This window comes from Nocardia neocaledoniensis, assembly GCF_029868625.1.
In the GTDB taxonomy this organism is placed as follows: Bacteria; Actinomycetota; Actinomycetes; order Mycobacteriales; family Mycobacteriaceae; genus Nocardia; species Nocardia neocaledoniensis_A.
Window position 1 is genome coordinate 1 of the sequence record NZ_JARWOJ010000330.1, and the last position, 17775, is coordinate 17775.

Below are 17775 nucleotides of genomic sequence, written 5' to 3' on the forward strand. Positions count from 1 at the left end.
GGGGGGGGGGGGGCTCCCCGGGCGGCGTGGCCGGGTTTTTCCGCGGGGGCCCTGCGGGGGGGGGGTGGCCTGCCGTTTCCCGGCGGGCGGGGGGCCGGCGCCGGGGTCGACGACTGGTCGGCTCGGGTGTCGCCGCGGCGACCTATCCCGCCCAGGTGTCGGCGGGCAACAGCGCGCGCGTGCGCCGCAGCGGCGACCGCTACGAGGTGGACATCGATGCCATGGACATCGGCACCGGCACCTGGACCACGTTGCGCCAGATCGCCGCCGACGCGCTCGAGGCCGACTTCGACCGGATCGAGCTGCGCATCGGTGATTCGCGCCTCCCCGAAGGGTCGGTCGCGGGCGGCTCCAGCGGCATGGCGTCGTGGGGATCGGCCGTGGTCGCCGCCGCGCGAGCACTGCGGGATCGCTACGGTCCCGATCCCGCCGACGGCGCCGAGATCACCGTCGAAGCGCCGAAAGACCCTCGGCGGGAAGACTTCTCGACCCACGCCTTCGGCGCGCACTTCGCCGAGGTCGAGGTCGACACCGACACCGGCGAGATCCGGGTTCCGCGCGTGGTCGCGGTCTTCGCCGCGGGCCGCATCATCAATCCGCGTACGGCCCGTTCGCAGTTCATCGGCGGCATCACGATGGGCATCTCGATGGCGTTGTGGGAGGAGAGCCGGTTCGACACGCGGTATGGCCAGGTCGTCAATCACGACCTGGCCGGCTATCACCTTCCTGTGCACGCCGACATCGGCGACATCGACGTGAGCTGGGTGGACGAACACGATCCGCACGTGAATCCCATGGGCAGCAAGGGAATCGGCGAGATCGGCATCGTCGGCTCGGCCGCGGCGGTCGGCAACGCGGTCTATCACGCCACCGGTGTGCGCGTGCGCGACCTACCGATCCAGGTCGAAGACCTGCTCGACGCGCTGTGAGGTCACGGCCTGCGTCGCCGGATGGCCAGCCACACCACGACACCGGTCAGCACCGCGAGCGCGGTCACCGGTACCGCGGGTTTCCTGGCGACCTCGGCGGCTTGCCTGCCCCGCGCTGCCACCGGAGCCGGGATCGCGGACTCCAGGTTCGCGGCGGCCTGCCTGGTCTTGTCGAGCGCGTGGTCGGCCTTGTCCCGTGCCTGGTCCGCGGTGTGCAGGGCCTGGAATTTCGCGTCGGTGACCTTGTCCCTGGCCGCCTGCGTCCGCTCGTGCACGCTGGTGCGCGCACGGCCGGGAACGTCGAGTTTGCCGGTCAGTTCGGCGAGGGTCTCACCGAGTTCACGGCGCGCCTGCTCACGGTCGAGGCGCAGGATGTCCGGGTCCTGGGGCTCGCTCATCGCGTGCTCCTTCCCTTGATCGTCGCGAAATCGTCCTTCACGCTCTGTGCGGTGTCGCGGGGGATCGGTGGTGCCGCATCGGTGGCCTTGCGTTTACCGAGCAGCCCGAGCCCTCCGCCCAGCAGGATCAGCACCGCGCCGACGATGAGCGCGGCCGCCCACTCCGGCAGCAAGATCGCCAACGCGAACACGGCGGCGGCGGTGAGGGCGATGCCGCCGTAGAGCGCGAGCAGCCCACCGGCGCTCGCGAGGCCGGCGCCGAAGGCCAGTCCCTGGGTGCGTTCGCGCATCTCGATGCGAGCCAGCTGGATCTCGTCGCGCACCAGCCTGCTGACCTGCTGCGACGCGTCGTCGACCAGTTCGGCCACCGATCGGGTGTGCTCGGTGGTGGGCGGTCCGGTCCGGGTCTCCGCCATGTCGTCATCTCCTTGCGTCATCTCGGCGTCCTCTCCGACAGCGATGCCACCTCGACGACGGTCCAAACAAGGGCGGCGCGGTATTCACCGCTGATTGCTTTCGTCCACAACGGCTACATCCGTGACGACAGGCCCGCGCGGGCGCACGGTGGACGAGAGGCGGAACCGGCGATGAACATGCGGAGGACGATGGCCGTGACAGGGGCGATAGTGGTGGCCCTCGCGGTGTCGGCGGGGTGCGACGAGGTGGAGGAGGCGGTCAACAAGGGCGGCGACACCAGCTGTAGCGAGTACACCGCGCAGGACGCGGGCGAGCGCCGCACCACGGTCACGAAGTTCCTCGAGGAGGAGCGGCGCGACAATGTCTCACTGGATCAGAACCAGATCGACCTCGCGGTGGCCGCGATCGACCTCATGTGCGGCGCACAGGCGAACCCGGACACGCCGATCCGGGAAGCGGATCTCACCGGGGTGCTGGTGCCGAAATAGCACCCGAAGAACCCGCCGCGCTGGCCGACGCGGCGAGCGAATCGTTTGCTGCCACGGGATCACCTGTGGCAGCAAATCATCGGCAGCGCGGCGCGCGGTGCTTCCGTGGACGGCCGATCGAGCCGAATTCACGGCTCCGGGCGGATGTTTGCCGCCACACCGGGTCGTCTCGGGCAACCATTGCGGAGAGTTTGCGGATATCGAGATTTTCGGAGTGCGGGCAGATCCGGCCACCGGGCCGGTACCGAACACGAGATGAGCGGAACGACTCGGCTCCGGCGGCGTCCCGCCCGGGGTCGTCACCGTCCGGACGGATCGATACCGAACTCGAGGATTACCCATGGTCAGCGACGCGCACGCCGTCATCGCCACTGATACGACCGACGCGCGTGTGGACACGCCGCTCGACGAACACGACGAACCACCACCCTGGGCCGCGCCCGCCCTCTTGCTGTCGATCCTGATGCTCGGCGCCGACCTGGTCGCCCTGATCCCCCTCGGCGAGTGGATGACCGACTACGGCATCATCCCGGTCTGCACCGTCTACCTGGTGCACGTGTTGTCCACCATGGCACTGGCGGCCTGGACGGTGACCCGGCTGCCCGCCCGATACCTCGACATCGACGTCCACGACTGAGCCCGGTGGCACCGGAGGTGTGCATCGCCGGCCGCGTAGGACCGACGTGTCGGACCGGCCTACTCACTCTCGCGAGGGGAGAGTCGTTCGGCACGCACAACCCGGACCACCGGTGGGTGCCGCAGGCTGCGGCCGACCACGCAGTACCGCTCGGTGAGTTCGGCGAGTGTCGTCAAGGCCGCCGGGTCCACCTCGGACGAGGTGGTGACGGTGATCGTCACCGTGATGGGCGAGACGCCGATCTCGGTGTTCCGGTTGATGCCGAGGGTGCCGGTGGCGTCGAAGGAGCCGGTCGTCTCGATCTCGGCGCCGGTGATGGGCAGGGCCATGGCGGTAGCGACGCTGCGGCAGGTCACGCCCGCGCAGGCGGCCAGTGCCTCCAGCAGCATGTCGCCCGAGCAGGCATCGGAACCGTCGCCGCCGGTGGCCGGGTGCAGACCCGCGCGCACCGGCCCCGCGAACGTCCGCACCGTGCAGGTGATGCCGGGGTCGGCGAAGGAGCCGACCGCGCGCAGGGCGGTGATCGCGGCGGCCGGATCGTCCCGGTACCGCTGCTTCACCGAAGCCTGCTTGGCCTTCAACTCCGCCGCGGTGGTCATCTTCGCAGCGTAGGCCCCTGCGACGGTCCAGCACAGCCCCCGGTGGACAGCGCTGACCATTGAACAGCGAGAGGCGACCTTGGTACGTTGGGATCGAGGTCGGGACCACCGTTCGGACCGGTGCACCGCATGGCCGCCGCCCGAGCACGATCAAGGGGCGTTTCGATGCCGGTATTCATGGTGGAGCGGCAATTCGCCGAACAGCTCGAGGTGGCCCCGGAGACCGCCGCGGAGATCAATCGGATCAATGACGAGTTCGGCGTGCGCTGGCTCAGTTCCTTTCTGTCCCTGGACAAACGCAAGACGTTCTGCCTCTACGAGGCCGACGACGTCGAGGCGATCCGCGCCGCCGCTGTCCGGGCCGGGATCCCGGCCGACGCCATCATGGAACTGTCCGGCACGCTCTCGCCGGACGGCGCCTTCGCGCCCGTGTCGACAGCGGACGGACCGGTCGGCTAGAGCAGTCCGTGCTCGGTGGCGAAGATCGCGGCCCTCGTCCGATTGGGTGCCGCGGTCTTGATCAGGATGCTGCGCACATGATTGGCGGCGGTGTTGGCGCTGATGAACAGGCGCTCGCCGATCTCGCGATTCGACAGACCGTCGGCGACCAACCGGAGTACCTCCACCTCACGCTCGGTCAGCCCGTTCGGTAGGCAGGCGTGCTCGACGCGGGGCGCCGGCTCGGCGTCCAGCTCCCGCAGGATGCGGCGGTGGCCGATCCGCCGCGCCAGTGCCCGTGCCTCGCCGGCCAGATCGGCGGCGGTGGGCCCGGGCAGGGCGTCGGGGTGGCGGACTCGGTGCCGATACCACGCCGCCAAGGTCTCGGCCTGGTGGGTCACCGCGCCCATCCGCCGGTCCATCGCGAGCGCGCGCCCGAAGTGCGTGTCCGCGCTCGGCACACCGAGTACGGAGTCGAGCTCGGCGAGGTAGCGATCCGCACTGCCGAACACCGCGACGCTCGCGCCCGCCATCAGATTGGCCCCGGCGTACCCGGCCACCAGCGGGCGCAGGGTCGCCGCCACCGCCGTGTCGTCGAGCCGGACCGCCGCCTCGGTGGCGAACGCCAGCACACCCGCCCATTGCGCGCCGAACCGGTGATCGCCGAGCCGGTCGCACAGGTGGGTCAGCAGGCGCCCGGCCGGCTGCCACATCGCCAACTCCGTGTACAGGGCGAGCAGGCCGGGCAGCCAGTGCTCGTCGAAGCTCTCCTGCCCGGTGACGAGCGAACGAACCTGCTCCAGGCCGCCGGTGACCCGCCGGAGCATGAACTGCTGCACACCCCAGGAACCCTCGGTGGCGCCGCCGAACTCGTGGGTGAACTGGTCGTCGAGCCAGTCGCTGATCCGCTCGGCGCCCGCGAAGTCACCGACCGCGAACCGATGCGCGCAACGCGAGCAGCCGGCGACATAGCGGAAGAACGGCTGCCCTCGCGCCAGCGCCAATTCCGTCAGATCCCGCTGGGCGCTGGTCCAGGTCGGCTCGTCGCCGACCAGGTAGGCGAACACCCCACGGTGGAAGGCGGACGGGCCCCGGTAGTCGTCGTCGCCGAGGCGCGCGCCGAGTTCGTTGAGCTCGATCGCCCTGGCCAGCAGCTCGGGGGCGAGGTCGGGGCGCAGGCCCTGCCACAGCGTCGTGCACAGGGCATGCGCGAGAAGCTCGGGATCGCCGATCGCCCTGGCTCGTGTCAGTGCGTCGTCCCCGATGCGGCGAGCCCGCCGGAAGTCCCCGGTGAACGACGCGGCTCGGCCCATGCTCGCGTGCGCGCGGATCGACAGGGGATCGTCGGGGTCCAGGGCCGCGGCGCGCGACGCTTCGCTCAGGAGAGCCAGCGAGCGTCGGCCATTCGCGGACGGCCGCCACGACGCGTTCTCGTGCCCGATCGCGGCGGCCAGCCGGACACGCGGGTCGCTGTCCGCGGCGAGGTCTTCATAGATCCGGCGGGCGGTCGGGAAGTCGCCGCTGTGCAGGTGACAGCGCGCGGCCGCCGAGAGGAGTTCGACCCGGGTCGGTCCGTGTCCGGCGTGCGCCTGCGCGGCGCGTTCGTAGAGCACCGCCGCCTCACGATGGGCGATGCCGCGCTCGGCCTGACGGGCGGCGAGCACGAGATAGTGCACCGCCTTGTCCGCGTACCCGAGGGCGCGGGCCCGGAAGAAGTGATGAGCCAGCGTGGCCACCCGCGTAGGGTCGGCTCGCTCGACCGCCAGCGCGACCCGCGCGTGCGCGGCCGCGAGGTCGCCCGCCGACATCCGGTCGAGCACGGCCTGCCGAGCCAGCGCGTGCGCGAATCGATACTCGCCGTCCGCGGCGCCGGTGACGAGCAGTCCGGCGCGGACGCCGAAGTCGATCCCCGCCAGCACCGTGTCCGAGCCGAGTCCGTCGGCGAAGAACTCGGGGTCGACGACGTCACCGGCGACCGCGGCCAACTCGATCACCCGCGCGTGCTCGACCTCGAACGCCGCCAGCCGCCGGGCCAGCGCGTCCTGCACCGATCGCGGCGCGGCACCACCGGATCGCATCGCGCGCAGGCCGCCGCGGGTCGCCAGGTCGTGCCAGTACTCCCGGAGGAAGAAGGGATTGCCGCCAGTGTGATCACGCAGTACCGGAGCGGCCGACCGCGCCGCACCGGGCGGGACCCCGGCCGCCCGGACCAGGTACTCGGCCACCTCCTCGGTGCTGAGCCCGACGAGATCGATCCGGGAGACACCGTCGAGGCGGTGCAGGTCGGCGAGAGCGAAGCTCACCGCGTCCGTGCGGTCCGGTGCGGTGGTCCGCAGGGTCGCCAGCACGAGCAGTCGTTCACCGGCCGTGGACTCGACCAGATGGGTCAGCATCGCCAGCGTCGGCTCCGAGGCCCAGTGCAGATCCTCGACGACGAGCACCAGCGCGGAACGCTCGGCGATCGCCAGCAAGACCCGCAGGAGGGCGTCGAAGAGGGCGGGCCGGGAGTCCCGGTCGTCCGGAACCGGTTGTGCCGACGGCCAATACCGCGACACGTTCGGGGTCAGCCGCAGCAGCGGCGCGGCCGCGGCGGGCGTGATCACACGCAGGACGTCCGGCGGGGTCTGCTCGATCGCCTGCTCGAGTATCGCGACGAACGGCCGGTAGGGGATGTCGAGATCCTGGCGGCACGCGCCGCCGAGGACCGTGGCGCGGTGCGCGCGCAGTGCGGCGGCCGCCTCGCTCACCAGCCGGGTCTTGCCGACGCCGGGCTCGCCGCCCACGAACACGACCTGCCGCCGATCGTCCTCGACCGCGGCCCAGACGGTCTCGAGCCGCGCGACTTCCGCGCGGCGGCCGACGAAGGTCGTGCCACTTCTCGGCGGAGCCGATTCCGTCACTTCTCGACCATAGCGGCATCCGGCGACCACCGGGATAGTCCGATCTGCCCCCCTGTCCTGCGCCGATTCGATCAGATCAGGTCAGGCGCGCGGCACCGGCCCGCCGTAGCGTCACCGGTATCGCCGACCGAGGAGCACACCATGGCGACCAGGATCGAAGACCTACCCATCGAGGTCGCCCAGGGCGAGCTGGTGACCCGCTACATCGAGTGGGGCGACATGGCGCTGCGCTACGCCAGCGTGCCCGCCGAGACCGACTTCGGCCCGGTCCTGCGCGGGCTCCCCGACGACCGCTGCCCCAGCCCGCACTGGGGAATCGTGCTGGACGGGTCGTTGCGGCTCGAACACGCCGACGGCTCGGTGGAGACCGCCGCCGCAGGCGAGGTCTACCACTGGCCCCCCGGGCACACCGCCACCTCCGCCGGGGGAGCCGTCTTCCTCGAGGTCGGCCCGGTGGCGCAGATGCGGCAGTTCCACGACCACGTCCTGCGCCTCTTCGGCTGATCGCCGCAGCGGCTCGACCCCATCCCGGAGGAGCGGAAATGAACGGCACGCCTGCACTGACCATGCTCGAAGCAGTCCGCGGCGAGGTGCGCACCGCGCAGTCGCCCGGCTACGACCAGGCCCGTTCGGTCTACAACGGGATGATCGACCGCAAACCCCTCGCGATCGTCGGCGCCGTCGATGTCGCCGATGTGCGCACCACCGTCGGCGCCGCCCGCGAGAGCGGCCTCGACCTCGCCGTCCGCGCCGGCGCGCACAGTGTGCCGGGGTTCGGCACCGTCGACGACGGCATCGTCCTCGACCTCGGCGCGATGAAAGGCCTCCGCATCGATCCCGAGCGGCGAATCGCCCGCGTCCAGGGCGGCTGCAACTGGGGCGACTTCGACCACGCAGCGCACACCTTCGGCCTCGCCACCACCGGCGGCATCATCTCGACCACCGGCGTGACCGGACTGACCCTCGGCGGTGGTATCGGCTACCTCGCCCGCGCCTACGGGCTCTCCATCGACAATCTCCGTTCCGCGGACGTCGTCCTGGCCGACGGCACCTTCGTGACCGCGAACGCGACCGAGCACCCCGACCTGTTCTGGGCACTGCGCGGTGGCGGCGGCAATTTCGGGGTGGTGACCGAGATGGAGTTCGACCTGCACCCGGTGGACACCGTCTACGGCGGACCGATGTTCTTCGAACTCGACGCCGCCGAAGAGCTGCTGCGGACCTACCGCGACTGGATCGCCGCGGCGCCCCGCGCCATGGGCTCCTTCCCGGGCTTCCAGATCGCCCCACCGCTGCCGTTCATCCCCGAGGACCGGGTCGGCCGGCCCTTCCTGCTCATCGTCTCGTGCTTCGACGGCAGCGATGAGGAGGGCGAAGCGCTGCTCGCGGACCTGCGCGCGGTCGCGGCGCCGGTCGCCGAGCACGTCGGCCGGATGCCCTACCCGGCCCTGAACAGCGCGTTCGACGGGCTGCTTCCCGCCGGACTGCAGCACTACTGGAAGGCGGCGTTCCAGCCCGAGCTCACCGACGGCGCCCTCGCCGCCCATCTCGCGTTCGGTCCCCGGGTCCCCGCCGTGGAGTCCACCATGCACCTCTACCCGATCGACGGCGCCGTGCACGACGTCGCGGTCGACGCCACCGCGTTCGCCTACCGCACCGCGAACTTCGCGCCGGTCATCGCCGGCATGTGGCCGGATCCGGCCGACAACGAAGCCAATATCGCGTGGGTGCGCGACTACTACGCGGCCCTCGAACCGCACACCGCCGACGGCGGCTACATCAATTTCATGGCCGCCGACGACCAGAGTCGCATCCGCGCCAACTACGGCCCGAACTACGACCGCCTGGCCGCGATCAAGAAGACCTACGACCCGGCCAATTTCTTCCATCTCAACCAGAACATCGCCCCGGCCGGGTAGGGCCGTCGCGAAGGCCGGCACGGGCGACCGCATCGGCCCGTGCCGACGTGGCGCTGCTTCACCCGCGGACCGTTCGCTACCGGTCGGCAGGCGTGGCTCGGCTCAGCGGACCGTCGTCACCCGTGGTGAGGTCGTCGGCGAGTGCGGGATCGACGGAGTCGGCCGCACGGACCTGGTCGGGGTCGGCGGAGCTGACGTCGGCGCCGCCGTGGTCGTGGAGCGTGTCGATGTGGTCGACGGGGCCGCGGGGGAGGTGGAGACCTTCGGTGGCCGCGATGTCGTGGCCGAGCTCGGCGGCATCATGGTCGCCGTGGTGGTGGGCCGCGGTGTGGTCGTCGGGATCGGTGCCGGAGTGGTGGTGGAGGTGACGGTGCTCGTCGGCGGGGCCGGTACCGACACGCCGACCGTGACCGAGAAACTCACGCTCGCAGACCATCCCGGCGAATTCGACGCAGGGGCAGGCGGCGTGGTCGGCGTCGTCTCCGTCGCGGCAGGTGTGCTCGAGGGCTCGTCGGCCGGTGGGGGTACGTCGGGATCGGGAGTCTTGTCGGTACCGGGGACATCATCGGGGGCGACGGGTTGCTCTGCCGGCGTAAGTGCTTCGCCCACGGCTGGGTCCTCGCCGGGTGCCTCAGCCGGTGTGGTCGGGCCGGCCACGCCGGGATCGCTCGGGGCAGTGCAGAATTCGGTTGCCCGCGGCGGGATCCCGACGGACAACTCCGCGTCCTCGATCCGCGACGGTGTGCTCGTATCCGCACCGACCACGACCGCCACCCCGATCGCCGTGATCGCCAGGGCGGACGCGACCCCCGCGCGCGACAGCTGTCGCCGGCGACGCGAGGACGCTGATTCTTCGCGGTAGTCGACGGTGGGCATCCAATTCCTGCTTTCTCCCCGGAATATGGCGGCCGTCGGCCGGCCTGTTCTCAGGGTCTCGGATAGGGATCCACGTCGCGCAGTCGTTGCTGATGGATTCGTTGCAGTTCGCCCGCGCGGGTGAGAAAGTCCGCGATTATTTCGAGTTCGGCGGAGTCGTAATAGGTGAGCAGCATTTTGTAGCTCTCGACGATCATCGGTACGACGAGTTCCTGAATACGGTGGGCCGCGAGTTCGGTCGCCATCACGAGCACCCGACGTCGATCGGTCGGGTGCAGCGTGCGGGTGATGTAGCCCTGCCGCTCCAGCCGGTTGAGCATGACCGTGACGCCCGCCGCGGTGAGGCCGAGCCGTTCGGCCAGCGTGCCGGGCGTCGTGGCCTGCTCGTTCTCGAGCAGCACGATCTCCAGTGCGCGTCGATCGGTCTCGTTCACGCCCAGCACCCTGATCAGTTCGCGGGACAGATCTTCGACGGTTCCGTGATAGAACTCCAGCGCTCGCTTGAGCTGCACCGAGATCCGGGCGGGTTCGCTTGTCGTCGGGCACACAGGCTTTCCCATCGATCACTTTGAAACCTGAAGGACATGCACTGTACGACACGGGGTCGGCGCGCTGCCGCGCATCGGAATATTAGGGCGAACCAGCTGTGGTAGCCCAAACCTCAAGCAGGGCAACCATTGTCGAGGCAATGGTGGTACCGACGGGATGGGTGACGAGGGGGGGGGGGGGGGGGGGGGGGCGGCCCGGCCGCCGGCGCCCGGCGGGGGCGGCGCCCGCCGGGCCCCCCCACCCCCCCCCCCCCGCCCGGATTCACCGCGGACGGCCGACGATCGCCGTGCCGCCCCACGGCGGTCCTAGGTGACGGTCGTCGTGGTCAGGGTCGGGGACGGGTTCGGGTAGCACGCGGTCGCGACATTGCCGACGAAGGACACGTTGGTGGTCATCGTCATGCCGGGACTGGTGTAACTCGTGCCCGCGTACTTGCTCGTGATCGGCGTTCCGGCGGCGCCCGCGGTGACATTGATCGTCACCGCGGGCGGGGTGAAGCTGGTGCCGCCGGCGATCGGACCCGGCACGGTCAGAACGACATTCCCGCCGGAGGTGGAGACGCTGCCCGCGACGGTGCCGCCGGATGCCGTCGCCGAGACCAGCGTCGAATTCGCCGGAGTCGGAATGGTCATCTTCAGGTTGCTGATGTTGTTCACGGTGAAGCCGGAGGCCGAACTGGGCACCGAGGAGGCGCCCGGGGTGATGGTGATGGCCACCGCGGAACCCGAGGCCGCCGAGCCCGGCGCGGTGCCGGTGACGGTCGTGTTCATGCTCGAGGTCTGGCCGATACCGAGGACGGTGCCCCGGCAGCTCCAGTTCACGCTGACGGGCGCGGCATTCACCGGTGCCGCCAAACAAAAGACGGTCGCGACGGCCACCGGCGCGAGAAAGCCGGCACGGAACAGGGAAGACGTCGATCTCATGGCGATCTCCAGGAATTATCGAGCCGCGGTGTGACGGATTGTCGAACCGCAAAATGGGGGTGTTAAGAAAATATAGCCTGCCTGTATCTTTTCGTGGTCGGAATCGTGAATAAAAGCAGGTTGAAAATATCACTAGTCACTATTAGTTATTCACTACGAATAGTTAATTCCGGAAAGATTTATATCGCTATTGCCGATCCGGGCCACCGCCCGGACCGGGGCGCCGTCTCCACCGCGCAGTGGCAGCGGGAACAAGGACACCTCGATCGGTTCACCCGCCGCCTGGGCGGTCACGAGTTCGTCGAGTGCGGTGAGGTTCTCGGCGATCACCGCGTGCGCACCGCACAGGATCCGGTGCGCGGGCAGGGTGAGGTCGGCGGTCTCGGACGGGTCGATGCTCGGAGCGTCGACGCCGACCGTCCGAATTCCTTTGTTCACCAGCAATTGTGCCGCATCCGGGTGCAGGTAGGGGTGGGCGGGGTAGTCCGCGGTATTCCACCGCGACGCCCACCCGGTGGCGATGAGCACGATCGTGCCGGGCACCAGGTCGATGTCGACCAGTGCCGGCCCGATCGCGCCGCGCGCGGGCACCGATCGGGCGTCCACGATCCGCGCGCGCCCGATGAAACGTTCGAGGGGGAGTTCGTCCACGGTCGGCAGGCTGTCGTCGAGGTGAGCCGGGGCGTCGACATGGGTCCCGGATTGTGAGCCGAGATGCAGACGCAGCACGTTCACCCCGTCCGCCGCGACCCGCAGCGCCGGTTCAAGGAGCACGTCGGGATCACCCGGGAACACGGGCATGCCGGTGTGGATCGGCCGGGTCAGATCGATCAGGCGCACGCCGTCAGAATACGAGGCCGACCGAGGGGAGTCGTTCGAGGCGGGCGTCACCGCCGCCGAGGTCGTGCCGACGCGCACTGCGCGATGTGCTCAGTGGCGAGGTCCCCTCGGCGCCGCGACAACGGCCACTCGGTCGAACCGGCGAGCGGGGCTCGCGACGATCACGCACGCGGGGCGAAGAACTCGGCGCGGGCGGCATCGATGCGGGCCTGGGCTTGCGCGGCGCCTTGGAAACTGACCGCCGCCGATCCGCCACCGGCCAGGCCGAGGGCGAGGAGACCGCCGATCACCGAGAGGAGCTTCGGCTCGGGGAGGATGCCGGTGTCGCTGGTGGGAGCCACCTCGTGGGTGGGCGCTGTCGGTCCGCCTGCGGGTGCGGTCGCCGGTGGAGCCGGTGGAGCGGCCGGTTCACCGGGAGCCGGTGATCCGGGGGAGTCGCCGGGAGCGGACCCGGCGGGTGGGGCGGAGCCGTCGCCACCGGGAGCGGCGCCGCCCGGTGCGCCGCCGGGCTCGGCGGTGCCCGGCGGGGCAGTCTCCGGCTCGGGTTCGGCGGGTGCATCCGGCGCGGGTTGCGGAGCGGGGTTCGGATTGTTGCCCGGGTTCGGGTTGCCGTTGTTGCCTTGGTTGCCGCCGCCGTTGCCCTGGTTCCCGTTGCCGCTGCCCGGGTCCGAATTGCCGTTGTTCCCGCCGTTGCCATGGTCGCCGGGACCCGCGACGAACCTGAGGTCGCCGAAACCCGTGCGACCGGGGACCTCGGTGTGGCCCTGTGCTCCGGCGACGGCGGCTTCTTCGCTGGTGACCGCACTCGGCTCCGCGGCCGCGAGCCCGCCGAAACCGAGAAGCCCGAAGACACCCGCGGCCCCGGCGACCACGGCTGTTCGTCTCATCCGACCGGCTGTCACGCGCCCTCCGTCCCGTCCTCGATAGCCCAGCTCACACCATTGCGGTCGGATCCGGCACCGCCCGCGTTACGCATCGTCGGACCGTGGCCGCGTGTTCAGTGGCTCAGTGCCGTCGCGGTGAGCTGACGCAGCCCGTCGGTGTCCAGGATCTCGATGCCCCCGGTGCCGGTGCTGATCAGGCCGTGTCGCTCGAACTCCGCCAGCACCTTGTGGAGTTCCGGGCGCCGGGCGCCGAGCATGGCTGCGAGCGTGCGCTGGGTCGGTGATACCGATCCGTCGACGGCTTCGTCGACCAATATCTGGGCCACCTGCACCGGCAGCGGGCTGCCGAGAATGGTGATCAGCCGATCCCGGCCCGCGGCCATCCGCTGCGCCACACTGGTGAGCCAGCGTCGCGCGATCGTGGGATGGCTGGTCAGCAGCGTGTCGAAATCGCGGGGGGACAGGAACAGGCATTCCGCGTCGGTGAGCGTGCGCGCGGTATAGGCCGGCGGTGTTTCCTGCAGCAGGGCGATATCGCCGTCCACGTCGCCGGGGCGCAGCAGCCCGACCACCGCGCGCTCCCCGTCCGACCCGACGGACAGTTCGATCGTTCCTCGCCGCACGATCCACACCCCGTTCGGCGGCGTTTCCGCCGCGAACACCGCCGATCCGGCCGGTAGCGCCTCGGGTGAGAGCCATTCGGACAGCGCGGTGAGATCGCCGGGTTGCAGGGGCGCGGTGGCGCCGCGGCCGACGCACCGCGCGGCCCAGACCGCGTGCCGCACGCGGTCGTCGTCGAAGGACTCCTCGCCCATCGCCTGTAGCAAGTGTGAGAACGTGCGGTGGCTGTGCATGTCGCCTGCTCCTCGTGGTGCGCGCGATCCTGCCCTCCCGATGCCGATTATCCTCGGTTCGGCAAGTGCCCGCCCAGGCCCGCGGGCTGATCGGCGCCGCGGCCCGGCGTCAGTCCGGCTCGGCCGGATGGTGATGGTCGCGCGGCGGGGTGAGCTCGTCGACCACGACCGTGTTGCCGCCGGATTGTTTGGCCCGGTACATCGCCGCGTCGGCGGATTGCAGCAGCCGGTCCGCGGCCGGACTCGGGCATCGACGGCAGGCGGTGGCGTCGAACACCGCCACTCCCACGCTCGTGGTCACCGCCACCGGACCCTCCGACGGTTCGGCCACCACCTGGCACAGCCGTTCGGCTTCGCTGCGCGCGGCCGCCGCGGTGAGCGGGGCGGCGACCACGAACTCCTCGCCGCCCGTGCGCGCCACCACCGCCGTCGGACCGGCCGCGTCGCGCAGCCGCCGAGCGGTCCGCACCAGCACGATGTCGCCGATCCGGTGGCCCCAGGTGTCGTTGACGCTCTTGAACCGGTCGAGGTCGAAGCAGATGACGCAGATCGCGTGCTGGCCGGCCATCAGTCGCGGCAGCTGGTTCTCGAGACCCCGCCGATTCAGCAGCTCGGTGAGCGGGTCCGACAGCGACTCGGTCCGCAACAGCCAGTAGAGGAATTGATACGCGGGCACCGCGCTGAACACGGACGCGAGCAGCAGCCCGACCGCGAAGGCCAGATGCACGTCCCCGCCGCCCGTGGCGATCCGGAACGACAGCACCAGCACCGACAGCAGCGACCACGCCGAATGCACGGCCAGCGCCCGCGCGGTGTGGAAGAAGCTCAGGTAGCTGCCGGTACCGAGGAGCAGCACGGTGCCCATCGCCCCGAACAGCCGATCCTGTAGCTGCAGGAATTCCAGGGTGAACAACACATCGGCGCAGGCGATCAGCAGCAGTGACTCCGTCTTGCCCGGCCAGGGCGCCAGCCACCAGCGCAACGCCCAGAGGGAACCCGACAGCACGCCGATCGTCGAAGCGAACCCGGGATGTCCGGGTGGTCCCACCGGCGTTCCCGCGATCACCGCACCCATCACCGCGATCACCGCGCCCGCGAGGCCGATCAGCACCTTCAGCGGTACCAACGCCGAGCGAGCCGCCAGGGTTCGAACCAGCCACCGGTAGTCCACCGGGTCGACCCACCAGGCCCGCAACGTCTTGCCGTCGTTCATCGACTCATCCTCGATCCGACCTCATCACCCGCCCGTTCGTGCCGAGTCCGAGAATTCCGCGAGATCCCACCAGCTGATCGGCAGAGTGTAGGTCGCCCTCCCGGATCGGTGGGGCAGTCCAGACGCCGTGCGGTTCGGTTCAGCCGACGTTCGCGCGGACCCCGCGCGGCGGCGAAGCATCCACTGCCCGAGAAACCCTTGCGCCCAGCGCAATTCCGTGAGGAGGGCTAATCCAGGTCATTAACGCAAGTATTTCTTGCGTTAATGACCTAGAGTGGCCCTCGTCGATACGGCGTGGAGAGGCAGGGCTGGTCATGATCGAGGCGAACGACATCCGGGCGACGGTGGGGGAGCGCGACGTCGCGCGCGAGCAGGTGCTCGGGTGGGAATCCCGACGGGCCGATGCTGTGCTGGCCAAGTTCGCCAAACGTCTCGGGGCCTTGGGCATCGGGGAGGTGCTGCCCGGCGCCACCGCCGCCCGATTGCGAGGTGGATCGTTGGAGGAGCGGCGTGCCGCACTGGGCATCCTGCGGACACGCCTGGGGCACGCCGGAATCTACGGCATGCTCACGCGCGAGCTGGCGGTATCGGAACGCATCACCCGCCTGGGGGTGTCCATGAGCCGGGGCCGGGTCGCGTTCGCGGTCACCCGGCTCCGTGTCCCCGGTCTGTCCGCGGACGGCTTCGCCGAGTGGTTCGGCAATCTGGTCGTCGTCGACGATCAGGACGCGATGAATGCCGCGTGCCCGGATCACTACCTGCTCCGTGGCCTGCCGGACGGGCGGCAGGAGGTCGTCGAGACGACCGGCGGTTCCCCGGTCGCCGTACGCTTCCTCGTCGACTACACCCGCACCGATCAGGTCCGGGTGCCGGTCGATCCCGGCTATCCGATCCAGATCGCCGGCACGGCGCTGCTCGACGACGGCCTGGTCATCGGCGGAGTCCGGCACCAGTTCCGCGACCGCGACGGCGCGCTCGAAGCGTTGCTCACGGCGCAGTTCCCCGCGGCGGTGCCCGGCCGGAACATCCGCGAGCATCAATGGCACCTGGCGTGCGAATTCAGCAACTGGATGATCGCGTCCGCGCCGTACGCCGCGAACTCCCGATGACGGTCCCGCCGGGGTGACCCCCGCAGACCGCGCACGCATTCTGCGTCCACCGGGTCCGTCGAGTAGAACTTGGACCATGGGCCTGCGTGGACGCGAGGACGATGAGCCGATCGAAGCGTTTCCCGGGCCGCGCAAGCGGACCGGGGGACGTTCGGCGCGCGTGCGTGCGGCGGTGCTGACGGCCACCCTCGACCAGGTGACCGAGTACGGAATCGAGGGGTTGACCATCGGTGACGTGGCAGCGCGGGCAGGCGTGGCGGAAACGACGATCTACCGGCGCTGGGGTACCCGGACCGCCCTGATCGCCGAGGCGATCACCGACCTGGCCGCGGCGGGAAACCCCGTGCCGGACACGGGCGCCCTCCGGTCGGATCTGCGCGTGCTCGCCGAGCAGGTCTCCCACTTGCTCTCGACCCCGGGGATCGCCCGGCTGCTGGGAACGACCATCGCGCTCTCGGCGGACCCGGAGGTGGACGCCGCACGGCGCCGGTTCTGGAGAGACCGGTTCGAGGTGAGTTCGCCGATCATCACCAAAGCGATCGAACGCGGCGAACTGCCCGCTCACGCCGACCCGCGGACCGTCCTCGAAACCCTCTCCGCGCCTTTGTATTTCCGGTTGCTCGTCGGCGCGGAGCCGATCGATGACGCGTTCATCGCGCGCTGTGTCGACGACACCCTCGCCCTGCACGGGCCGTGATCCCCGTCGCGCCCCGGCCGGTACCGGCGGCGTGGCCACCGGACGCGGTCCTCAGGTGGTCCCCCGGACGACGAGTTCGACCGGTAGGCGGACGGATTCGGCCTCGCGGCCGTTGACCAGCTCGAGCAGCTGACGAACCGCGGTCGCGCCGATGTCGCGGGCGGGCGAGGCGATGGTGGTCAGCGCGACGGGCAACTGCGCGGCGACCGGGATGTCGTTGTATCCGATGAGCGCCACCTCGTCGGGGACGGCGAGTCCGAGGTCCCGGGCCACGCCGAGGACGCCGATCGCGATGGTGTCACTCACCGCGAACACCGCTCGCGGTCGATCGGGCCGGTCGAGCAGGGCGCGCGCCGCCTGGACGCCGCCGTCCACATCGAAGCTCGACGCGACGACGCGCTCCGGCGCGATCGGCACGCCCGCCGTGGTCACCGTGTCGAGGAACCCGTGGACGCGGTCTCCGGCCGTGGTGGCGTGGGCGGGCCCGGCGATCACCGCCAGATCCGTGTAGCCGCGCGCGAGCAGGTGCCGCGCCGCCAGCGTGCCGCCGAGCCGGTCGTCGCCGACGACGAAGGGGAGACCGGCGTCGGCGTGTCGGGTGACGGTGAGGACCGGAACCCCGCCGAGCGGCAGGGCGGCGACGAACGCCCGCCCCGGCGCGTGCACACTGCTCAACAGCAGGCCGTCGACCTGCCTGCCGAGGAGCAACTCGGCCGCCCGGCGTTGCGCCTCCGGGTCGTCGGGTGGGCTCGACAACAGGACCGAGTAGCCGGCCCGGGTCGCGGCCTCCTCGATGCCCTGATAGGTCATCGCCACCACGCCGTCGATCAGGCGCGGCATCACGACACCGAGCGTCGTGGTCTTGCGCGTGCGCAGGCTCGCGGCCCAGACGTTGCGCTGATACCCCAGCTCCGCGGCCACCTCCAGCACGCGCCGCGCCGACTCCGACCATCCGTCCACGGGTTCGTCCTGGCGCAGCACCCGCGAGGCGGTCGAGATGTGGACCCCGGCGCGCTCGGCGATCTCCTTGAGCGTCGGAGCACGAACGGGTCGGGGCACGGTGTCGTCCTTTCGGCTTGACGCCCCGGCGGGGCGCCACCTAGCG

General features: G+C 70.5%; 21 protein-coding genes. 9 read left to right on the forward strand and 12 right to left on the reverse strand.

The window, feature by feature from the left end:
- Window positions 1-929 (forward strand): xanthine dehydrogenase family protein molybdopterin-binding subunit (locus QH270_RS24790; RefSeq protein ID WP_280346490.1); only part of this gene is annotated, 929 nt, incomplete at its 5' end.
- 2 nt (window positions 930-931) lie between these two features.
- Here QH270_RS24790 and QH270_RS24795 read toward each other — a convergent pair.
- Both QH270_RS24795 and QH270_RS24800 read right to left on the reverse strand, forming a co-directional pair.
- Window positions 932-1327 (reverse strand): DUF3618 domain-containing protein, encoded by a 396-nt coding sequence (locus tag QH270_RS24795; RefSeq protein ID WP_280346491.1) that lies wholly within the window; start codon window positions 1325-1327, stop codon window positions 932-934.
- Window positions 1324-1764 (reverse strand): phage holin family protein, encoded by a 441-nt coding sequence (locus QH270_RS24800; RefSeq protein WP_280346492.1) that lies wholly within the window; start codon window positions 1762-1764, stop codon window positions 1324-1326. Before QH270_RS24800 ends, QH270_RS24795 begins: the two co-directional genes overlap by 4 nt.
- Before the next feature lie 168 nt (window positions 1765-1932).
- Here QH270_RS24800 and QH270_RS24805 point away from each other — a divergent pair, with 168 nt between their 5' ends.
- Both QH270_RS24805 and QH270_RS24810 read left to right on the forward strand, forming a co-directional pair.
- Window positions 1933-2232: a hypothetical protein gene (locus QH270_RS24805; protein WP_280346493.1), complete on the forward strand. Its 300-nt coding sequence runs from the start codon at window positions 1933-1935 to the stop codon at window positions 2230-2232.
- 340 nt (window positions 2233-2572) lie between these two features.
- Window positions 2573-2869, forward strand: a complete 297-nt coding sequence (locus QH270_RS24810; RefSeq protein WP_280346494.1) for a hypothetical protein — start codon at window positions 2573-2575, stop codon at window positions 2867-2869.
- Between the two features lie 59 nt (window positions 2870-2928).
- On the opposite strand, the gene QH270_RS24815 is transcribed toward QH270_RS24810, so the two are convergent.
- On the reverse strand, window positions 2929-3468 hold the full coding sequence (locus QH270_RS24815; protein WP_280346495.1) for an OsmC family protein: 540 nt from the start codon (window positions 3466-3468) through the stop codon (window positions 2929-2931).
- A 165-nt stretch (window positions 3469-3633) separates the two neighbouring features.
- Here QH270_RS24815 and QH270_RS24820 point away from each other — a divergent pair, with 165 nt between their 5' ends.
- The gene (locus QH270_RS24820; RefSeq protein WP_280346496.1) at window positions 3634-3927 is read left to right on the forward strand and encodes a DUF4242 domain-containing protein; all 294 of its coding nucleotides are present in this window, start codon (window positions 3634-3636) and stop codon (window positions 3925-3927) included.
- Here QH270_RS24820 and QH270_RS24825 read toward each other — a convergent pair.
- Window positions 3924-6806 (reverse strand): ATP-binding protein, encoded by a 2883-nt coding sequence (locus QH270_RS24825; RefSeq protein ID WP_280346497.1) that lies wholly within the window; start codon window positions 6804-6806, stop codon window positions 3924-3926. The two genes, QH270_RS24820 and QH270_RS24825, sit on opposite strands and share 4 nt — an antisense overlap.
- A gap of 141 nt (window positions 6807-6947) precedes the next feature.
- Here QH270_RS24825 and QH270_RS24830 point away from each other — a divergent pair, with 141 nt between their 5' ends.
- Window positions 6948-7310 (forward strand): hypothetical protein, encoded by a 363-nt coding sequence (locus QH270_RS24830; RefSeq protein ID WP_280346498.1) that lies wholly within the window; start codon window positions 6948-6950, stop codon window positions 7308-7310.
- 38 nt (window positions 7311-7348) lie between these two features.
- Window positions 7349-8725 carry an FAD-binding oxidoreductase gene (locus tag QH270_RS24835; protein ID WP_280346499.1) on the forward strand — a complete coding sequence of 459 codons (1377 nt, stop codon included), beginning with the start codon at window positions 7349-7351 and terminating at the stop codon, window positions 8723-8725.
- A gap of 76 nt (window positions 8726-8801) precedes the next feature.
- Here the strand turns inward: QH270_RS24835 and QH270_RS24840 are convergent, their stop codons facing one another.
- The 3 genes from QH270_RS24840 to QH270_RS24850 form a co-directional block, all read right to left on the reverse strand.
- On the reverse strand, window positions 8802-9161 hold the full coding sequence (locus QH270_RS24840) for a hypothetical protein (RefSeq protein ID WP_280346500.1): 360 nt from the start codon (window positions 9159-9161) through the stop codon (window positions 8802-8804).
- A 490-nt stretch (window positions 9162-9651) separates the two neighbouring features.
- A complete protein-coding gene (locus QH270_RS24845) occupies window positions 9652-10161 on the reverse strand; it encodes a MarR family winged helix-turn-helix transcriptional regulator (protein ID WP_280346501.1) in 510 nt (169 codons plus the stop codon).
- Between the two features lie 294 nt (window positions 10162-10455).
- On the reverse strand, window positions 10456-10920 hold the full coding sequence (locus QH270_RS24850) for a hypothetical protein (RefSeq protein WP_280346502.1): 465 nt from the start codon (window positions 10918-10920) through the stop codon (window positions 10456-10458).
- Here QH270_RS24850 and QH270_RS24855 point away from each other — a divergent pair.
- Window positions 10919-11107 (forward strand): hypothetical protein, encoded by a 189-nt coding sequence (locus QH270_RS24855; protein ID WP_280346503.1) that lies wholly within the window; start codon window positions 10919-10921, stop codon window positions 11105-11107. The two genes, QH270_RS24850 and QH270_RS24855, sit on opposite strands and share 2 nt — an antisense overlap.
- Window positions 11108-11226: 119 nt before the next feature.
- On the opposite strand, the gene QH270_RS24860 is transcribed toward QH270_RS24855, so the two are convergent.
- The 4 genes from QH270_RS24860 to QH270_RS24875 form a co-directional block, all read right to left on the reverse strand.
- Complete coding sequence (locus QH270_RS24860) at window positions 11227-11913, reverse strand: cyclase family protein (RefSeq protein WP_280346504.1); 687 nt, start codon at window positions 11911-11913, stop codon at window positions 11227-11229.
- Between the two features lie 161 nt (window positions 11914-12074).
- Window positions 12075-12800 (reverse strand): hypothetical protein, encoded by a 726-nt coding sequence (locus tag QH270_RS24865; protein WP_280346505.1) that lies wholly within the window; start codon window positions 12798-12800, stop codon window positions 12075-12077.
- Between the two features lie 110 nt (window positions 12801-12910).
- Window positions 12911-13651, reverse strand: coding sequence for a Crp/Fnr family transcriptional regulator (locus QH270_RS24870; protein WP_280346506.1), 741 nt, complete (start codon window positions 13649-13651; stop codon window positions 12911-12913).
- A 109-nt stretch (window positions 13652-13760) separates the two neighbouring features.
- The gene (locus QH270_RS24875; protein ID WP_280346507.1) at window positions 13761-14864 is read right to left on the reverse strand and encodes a GGDEF domain-containing protein; all 1104 of its coding nucleotides are present in this window, start codon (window positions 14862-14864) and stop codon (window positions 13761-13763) included.
- Window positions 14865-15178: 314 nt separating this feature from the next.
- On the opposite strand from QH270_RS24875, the gene QH270_RS24880 reads away from it, so the two are divergent.
- Together QH270_RS24880 and QH270_RS24885 are read left to right on the forward strand one after the other, a co-directional pair.
- On the forward strand, window positions 15179-15973 hold the full coding sequence (locus tag QH270_RS24880) for a hypothetical protein (protein WP_280346508.1): 795 nt from the start codon (window positions 15179-15181) through the stop codon (window positions 15971-15973).
- Window positions 15974-16049: 76 nt separating this feature from the next.
- Window positions 16050-16670, forward strand: a complete 621-nt coding sequence (locus QH270_RS24885; protein WP_280346509.1) for a TetR/AcrR family transcriptional regulator — start codon at window positions 16050-16052, stop codon at window positions 16668-16670.
- A 51-nt stretch (window positions 16671-16721) separates the two neighbouring features.
- Here the strand turns inward: QH270_RS24885 and QH270_RS24890 are convergent, their stop codons facing one another.
- Window positions 16722-17729 carry a LacI family DNA-binding transcriptional regulator gene (locus tag QH270_RS24890; RefSeq protein WP_280346510.1) on the reverse strand — a complete coding sequence of 336 codons (1008 nt, stop codon included), beginning with the start codon at window positions 17727-17729 and terminating at the stop codon, window positions 16722-16724.
- Window positions 17730-17775: the final 46 nt, after the last annotated feature.